The sequence below is a fragment of the Aurantibacter sp. genome, assembly GCF_039941195.1.
GTDB lineage: Bacteria > Bacteroidota > Bacteroidia > Flavobacteriales > Flavobacteriaceae > Aurantibacter_A.
Window position 1 is genome coordinate 1 of record NZ_JBDVFA010000083.1, and the last position, 5324, is coordinate 5324.

At 34.4% G+C, this 5324-nt stretch carries 7 protein-coding genes; 3 read left to right on the plus strand and 4 right to left on the minus strand.

Annotation, left to right across the window (positions count from 1 at the left end):
- The 3 genes from dnaA to ABJF52_RS13300 form a co-directional block, all read left to right on the plus strand.
- A partial coding sequence (gene dnaA / locus ABJF52_RS13290) for a chromosomal replication initiator protein DnaA (RefSeq protein ID WP_348151078.1) occupies positions 1-1082 on the plus strand: 1082 nt, incomplete at its 5' end.
- A 26-nt stretch (positions 1083-1108) separates the two neighbouring features.
- A complete protein-coding gene (locus ABJF52_RS13295; protein WP_348151093.1) occupies positions 1109-1552 on the plus strand; it encodes a low molecular weight protein-tyrosine-phosphatase in 444 nt (147 codons plus the stop codon).
- Between the two features lie 4 nt (positions 1553-1556).
- Positions 1557-2279, plus strand: coding sequence for an SAM-dependent methyltransferase (locus tag ABJF52_RS13300; protein WP_348151080.1), 723 nt, complete (start codon positions 1557-1559; stop codon positions 2277-2279).
- A 65-nt stretch (positions 2280-2344) separates the two neighbouring features.
- Here the strand turns inward: ABJF52_RS13300 and ABJF52_RS13305 are convergent, their stop codons facing one another.
- The 4 genes from ABJF52_RS13305 to dapF all read right to left on the minus strand — a co-directional run.
- Complete coding sequence (locus ABJF52_RS13305) at positions 2345-2986, minus strand: hypothetical protein (protein ID WP_348151083.1); 642 nt, start codon at positions 2984-2986, stop codon at positions 2345-2347.
- A gap of 143 nt (positions 2987-3129) precedes the next feature.
- Positions 3130-4173 (minus strand): endolytic transglycosylase MltG, encoded by a 1044-nt coding sequence (gene mltG / locus ABJF52_RS13310; protein WP_348151085.1) that lies wholly within the window; start codon positions 4171-4173, stop codon positions 3130-3132.
- A gap of 2 nt (positions 4174-4175) precedes the next feature.
- The gene (locus ABJF52_RS13315) at positions 4176-4694 is read right to left on the minus strand and encodes a GNAT family N-acetyltransferase (RefSeq protein WP_348151088.1); all 519 of its coding nucleotides are present in this window, start codon (positions 4692-4694) and stop codon (positions 4176-4178) included.
- Positions 4691-5324: diaminopimelate epimerase (dapF, locus tag ABJF52_RS13320; RefSeq protein ID WP_348151090.1), on the minus strand; the 634-nt coding region annotated here is incomplete at its 5' end. The genes ABJF52_RS13315 and dapF, both read right to left, overlap by 4 nt.

Genomic DNA, 5324 nt, shown 5'->3' on the forward strand with positions numbered 1-5324 from the left:
AATCTAAAAATCCAGAATTAAAGAATCCATTTGTGATTCCAGGAATTCGTAATATCAAAATCGAATCACAACTTAACCCGAATTACAACTTCGATAATTTTTTAGAAGGTGATTCAAATCGATTAGCACGATCCGCAGGTATGGCAGTAGCCAACAAACCTGGTGGCACATCTTTTAACCCTTTATTGGTTTTTGGTGGAGTTGGTTTAGGTAAAACGCATTTAGCTCATGCCATTGGTGTTGAGATAAAAGATAAATATCCTGAGCGCACTGTTCTATATATTTCTGCAGAAAAGTTTACCCAACAATATATAGAGTCTGTAAAAAAGAATACGCGGAATGATTTCATTCATTTCTATCAATTAATTGATGTATTAATTATTGATGACGTTCAATTTCTATCAGGTAAGTCAGGTACGCAAGATGTGTTTTTCCATATCTTCAATCATTTACACCAGAATGGCAAACAGGTAATTTTAACTTCGGATAAAGCGCCTGTTGATATGCAAGATATTGAACAGCGTTTATTATCACGATTCAAATGGGGCTTATCAGCAGAATTGCAAACCCCAGATTACGAAACGAGAATTTCTATCCTTAAAAATAAATTATATCGAGACGGTGTAGAAATGCCAGATGATATAATTGAATATGTAGCAAAACATATTAAATCGAATATTAGAGAACTCGAAGGAGCAATAATATCTTTAATTGCACAATCTTCTTTCAATAAAAAAGAGGTCACCATCGAACTTGCACAACAAGTAGTTGAGAAGTTTGTAAAAAATACGAAACGTGAAGTTTCTATTGATTACATACAAAAAGTAGTCTCAGATTATTTCGAAATGGATGTTGCTACGCTGCAATCAAAAACTAGAAAAAGACACATTGTACAAGCGAGACAACTTGCAATGTTTTTTGCCAAGAAATATACCAAAGCTTCTTTGGCTAGTATTGGTTCGCAAATAGGAAAACGAGATCATGCAACAGTATTACATGCATGCAAAACTGTTGACAACCTTGCTGAAACTGATAAGCAATTCCGAAAATACATTGAAGACCTTACAAAGAAATTAACATAAGTATTTTGAATCGCACTAACATATTAATGGTGTGTTTAGGAAATATTTGCAGGTCACCATTGGCTGAAGGTATCTTAAAAAGTAAGGTGAATTCAGCTAATGTGTATGTTGATTCTGCAGGTACAGGTGGTTATCATATTGGTTCTAAACCAGATAGTCGCTCCATTGAAATAGCACATAAATTTGGCATCGATATAACCAATCAACGCTGTCGTAAATTCCATATAAGTGACTTCGAAAGGTTTGATGTTATTTATGTCATGGACGACAGTAACTATGAAAACATTTTAGATCTTGCGAATTCCGCATCAGACGAACAAAAAGTAAAATTACTTTTAGATGTCTTGGATTATGGACCACAAGAAGTACCTGACCCTTATTATGGTGGAAAAGATGGTTTTAAAAATGTATATCATATGATTGATGAGGCTTGCTCTAAAATCGCCAATAGTTTAAATCAATTGAATTAATTCGATGGCAAAACCAAAAGATTACCCTGGTAGTTTATTTTTAATACCTAGTATTCTAGGTGATAATGAGCCCTTAGAAGTACTACCGATTTCTATAAAAGGTGCTATTGAATCCATTGACTTCTATATTGTTGAGAATGAAAAGTCTGCTCGACGGTTTATCAAAAAGATTAGTCCGCGTAAATCTCAGGCAAAATTAAATATAGAAACACTCAACAAGTTTACAGAACCAGCAGCTATTCCTACTTTTTTAAAACCTTGTTTAGATGGATATGATGTAGGAATAATTTCTGATGCCGGTTGTCCTGGAATTGCAGACCCTGGCGCCGATGTGGTAAAAATTGCTCATGAAAAAAATATTAAAGTAGTACCAATGGTTGGCCCTTCTTCAATATTACTAGCTATGATGGCTAGTGGTTTTAACGGGCAGAATTTTGCATTTAATGGCTATTTACCTATTGAGAGTTCTGACAGAAAAAAGACTATAAAATTATTAGAACGCAATTCTAAAGAACTAGGGCAATCGCAAATTTTTATTGAAACACCTTATAGGAATGATAAATTACTACAAGAATTAATAAAATCGCTAGCACCAAGTACTAAAATTTGCGTTGCTTGTGATATCACTTTACCAACGGAGCAAATAGCAACCAAGACAGTTGCTGATTGGAAACACACAAAATGGGAACTTCATAAAAGACCAGCAATATTTATAATTCAGGCATAAAAAATTCCCTAATTATTTGGCAGTACAATTAGGGAATTTTTATAAACTTAAATTAATTATCTAAACTATTTTTTTGGCACTTTAGGATTTCTTATTGGCGAAACGTGCGATACGTCGTAGCCAGAAAACTTACGCATATAATGCTTCATATTTGTACCATAGCTATCTTCAAAATCTAGCGCACCATACGAACGTAAATACTTTTTCACATTACCAGGTCCTGCTAAATGAGCTGCAGCTAAAATTCCAGATTCAGTCACCTCTACTCCACCTACATGTTTTCCTGTAAATCGAGCAATGTCTTTTCTTAGTATCCATTTGTTACGAGCAATATTAGTTTGGAAGGCTTCTTCCTGCAATTCTGGATCATTTAAGAAGCGCGTTGCGTTATACACTCCCATCAACTGTAATGTTCCAATACCAAATTGATATTTTCCTAAATAGCCTAATGTATTGGTTGTAAAGTAATTTCCTTGCGATTCTTTAAATGCTAAGGCTTCACGAAATCCAATAAATGATGTTCCTAAAAAGGGTGGTATAATAACCATCATGTCATACTTAACCACCTCTTGCTTCGGGTAAATAACAGCCACTGGCTCCGATACCCTTAATGTTTCTGGGACTTTTACTTCCTTTGGCGTAAATCCATAACTCAATAAAACAAATACTACTACCAGAGGAATAACCCAATTAATCCACTTTCTCATAGTTCCCTACTTTTGTTAACCAGATTAAAAATCTTGATTAACTATGAACCTACAAAGATACGCCTCGATCTAGCTGCGCACTCAAAGGCTTTGTTAAAATCCCGCGAATTTAGTTAATAAGTGCTTAAAATCGGCTGATTTACCTATCTTTTAATATTTTGCGTATTTATCCAACGGATATACTGCTCTTTATTTCGGCCATGCTGGGCTAAATTTTTGGCAAATTTATGATATCCGAAATCCTCAACATTTGCCACCATATACAAATAATCATGCTTTTCAGATGATAAAACAGCATCAATTGCAGATATGTCGGGCATTGCGATCGGACCAGGCGGAATACCAGCGTATTTATAAGTATTATAGGGAGAGTCAAGTTCTAAATCCTTGTATAATACTCTTTTAATAACCAAATTGAAATCACCAGCGTTTTTCTTGATTGCATATATTACGGTAGGATCTGCTTGCAACAACATCTTTTTACGCACTCTATTAAGGTATAATCCCGCAACCCTAGGTCTTTCATCAACTTTAGCAGTTTCTTTATGTACTATTGAGGCCAACGCTACAACTTCATTTGGAGTTAAACCCAATTTATCTGCTTTTGCCTTTCGATCGTCATTCCAAAATCTATTGTACTCAGTAACCATTCTATCCCGAAACTTCTCAGCAGAAGTATTCCAAAAAAACTCATAACTGTTAGGTATGTAGGGTACAATTTCATTTCCATTATCAAATCCATATTCTTTTAAAAACGCTTCATCCTTAAAAGCATTCAACAATGAAACACTATCCGCTTCTATTTGCGATGCAATACGGCCAGCTAGCAACTCTAAAGTTTCTTGATTATTAAAAGCAACTTTTACTGGCATATTACCACTTCGTAATGCCCCAATAATCTCGTTATTATTCATCCCCTTCTTTATAACATACTTGCCACCCTTTATATTGGTAGCATAACCTTTTCGATTCGCAGCTTGTTCAAATGAATTTAAATCATCTAATAATGGTACAAGCATTTCCTTTACATCATTAAAACTATCGTTTGATTTAATAAACAAATAGGCCTCTTCGTTTTCAAATTTAGTATTTGGATTAAAAAATGCACCATAAACCTTATAAGCAAATAGTCCGCCACCCACTAAGCCAGCTAAAACAATAAACAACAAAATCTTTCTGATATACATTACTATTTAATCTTTTGAAATAATATTTCGTTTTTAAATCCTTCGATAGAATAAATCCAATCTTTCTTTACCCCTACTTGCTCAAAACCCATTTTTTCAAATAGCTTAATACTTGGTTCATTATCACTCGCCACATTAGCAAATAATTGATGCAAATTAAGTACATCAAACGCATATTCACACATTAAATTAATTGCGGCTGAGCCAATTCCTTTATTTCGATATTCTTTTTGCACAATAATTATGCCCATACCAGCTCTTTTGTTTTTCGGATCAAAATCAAATAAATCAATTAAGCCAAGTAGTTTTCCCGAATTATGACAAATACATAAACGCAACTGCTTTACATCATAAATATCGCGATGCGCATTCTCTAAATATAATTTAAGTACTTGTTTAGAATATGGTGTAATTGTGCCACTAACCTCCCAAATTTCAGGATTATTTTCAAGTTCATACAAAAACTCAAGATCCGAAGGTTCTAATGCCCTTAAATAAATATGGTCTCCTCTTAAAATCATAACTCGATTGTACCATTATAAACTTGTACAGCCGGACCAATTAACCATATATTCTTGTACCCTTCCTTTTCAACCTCAAAAACAACTTCTAATTCTCCCCCAAGCACCTTAATTATTGCCCGGTTCGACTTAAGTTTTTCTGATTGATGCATTGCCAATGCAACCGCAGTAACTCCAGTACCACACGCCAATGTCTCATCTTCTACTCCCCTTTCATAAGTTCGTACTTCAAAAATATCGTCTGCTTTTTGTTCAACAAAATTGATATTACTCCCTTTTTGTCCGTACAGTCCATAACGCAATTTTTTTCCTTCAGTAAAAACATCAAAGGAGGCGACATCAGGCACTAGTTGTACATGATGGGGAGATCCAGTATTTAAAAAACTATATTCAGATTTTTGACGAATTTGATCTACATCAATCATTTGCAAGCTAACTAGACCATCTTTAATTTCAGCACTATGTAACCCATCTGTAGCCATAAAAGTGGTTTCAGCAGAAATAATTCCTAGAAATTTAGCGAAGGCAACTATACAACGACCACCATTACCACACATACTACCCTCATTACCATCAGCATTGTAATACACCATTTTAAAATCGGTATCAGCATCATTTTCTAGAAGTATT

Bases quoted from the DNA above. Each gene is read 5' to 3' on its own strand.
- ABJF52_RS13295 (WP_348151093.1), top strand. From the start codon at position 1,109: ATGGTGTGTTTAGGAAATATTTGCAGGTCACCATTGGCTGAAGGTATC.
- ABJF52_RS13300 (WP_348151080.1), top strand. From the start codon at position 1,557: ATGGCAAAACCAAAAGATTACCCTGGTAGTTTATTTTTAATACCTAGT.
- ABJF52_RS13305 (WP_348151083.1), bottom strand. From the start codon at position 2,986: ATGAGAAAGTGGATTAATTGGGTTATTCCTCTGGTAGTAGTATTTGTT.
- mltG (WP_348151085.1), bottom strand. From the start codon at position 4,173: ATGTATATCAGAAAGATTTTGTTGTTTATTGTTTTAGCTGGCTTAGTG.
- ABJF52_RS13315 (WP_348151088.1), bottom strand. From the start codon at position 4,694: ATGATTTTAAGAGGAGACCATATTTATTTAAGGGCATTAGAACCTTCG.